A 1,235-nucleotide genomic window follows, 5' to 3' on the forward strand; every position below is an offset into this window, starting at 1 on the left:
AAAAATGAGACACAAGAAAAACACTTCTGTTGAAATCTAGTAAACTAGAAACAGGAGTGTTTTGTTATGGTCAAAAAAGCATATTCATTAGAAACTAAGTTAGCCTGCATCGAAATGAAAAAGGCTGGTAAGTCCAATAAGATCATCATGGAGACCTTGGGAATTAAGAATGTCAGTCAAATCTACACCTGGATAAGATGGTATGAGAATGATGAGCTACATCGTTTTCATCAACCTCTGGGAAAACAATATACCTATGGTAAAGGAATGGAACAGCTATCCGAAGTAGAACAGTTGCGCCTACAAGTGGAACTACTAAAAAAGTATCGCAGCTTGGTAAGACAATCGATAAAGTAAGTCTTATCAAGCTTGTGGAAGAATATAAGAAAACCTATCCTGTCTCAGCCATTTTGGACTGCTTCGGCGTCAAACGCTCAACCTTCTACCGTTGGAAAAAAGATAGTAAGAAGCCTGAGAAGAGAGATGAAATGGTCGATAAAATAGAGCAACTCTGTATGCAAAACCAGTTTATCTACGGCTATCGTAGCATCACCCGATTGCTCAAGAAAATTCATAGTCTTGTCGTTAATCGCAAGAAGGTTTATCGTATCATGAAGGAGAATGGATGGCTCTGTCGGACACGTCCTAAGAAGACACCAAATCTAGGTAAACCTTACCATGTAACAGACAATAAGCTAGATCGTGATTTTCAAGCAAATAAGCCTATGGAGAAGCTTGTTACTGACATTACTTATTTATACTTTGGTAAATGTAAGCTATACTTGTCCTCCATCATGGATCTCTATAATCGTGAGATTGTGGCTTATACCATCTCAGATTGTCAGGATACGGAATTTGTGTTGGATACGCTCCATCAATTGGAATTACCTCAAGGAGCGATCTTACACAGTGATCAAGGATCGGTTTACACCTCAAAAGCTTACTATCAGGCTTGCGTAAAAAAAGGCATCACCCGCTCTATGTCCCGTAAGGGAACACCAGCAGATAATGCCTGTATCGAATGGTTTCATTCCATCCTAAAGTCTGAAACCTTCTATCTCCATAGGTGGAGAAATTTAACTAAAGATAGTATAACAGATATTGTTAAAAATTACATCATATTTTATAATGAAACTAGAATTCAACAAAAATTAAATGATCAGTCTCCTGTAGAGTACAGAAAACTGGCCTCATAAATGTGTTTTTCTTGTGTCCCATTATCAGGGTGCAGTGCC

1 protein-coding gene is annotated in these 1,235 nt (G+C 38.1%); it reads left to right on the forward strand.

Translation table 11 applies throughout. The features are described 5' to 3' along the window. Positions 1–66 precede the first annotated feature (66 nt). A protein-coding gene (locus HMPREF9425_RS09640; protein WP_416384780.1) for an IS3 family transposase occupies positions 67–1,196 on the forward strand; the annotation gives its coding sequence in 2 pieces (ribosomal slippage) (positions 67–331 and positions 331–1,196; 1,131 coding nt in all). Positions 1,197–1,235 lie beyond the last annotated feature (39 nt).

The sequence above is a fragment of the Streptococcus vestibularis ATCC 49124 genome (genome assembly GCF_000188295.1).
GTDB lineage: Bacteria > Bacillota > Bacilli > Lactobacillales > Streptococcaceae > Streptococcus > Streptococcus vestibularis.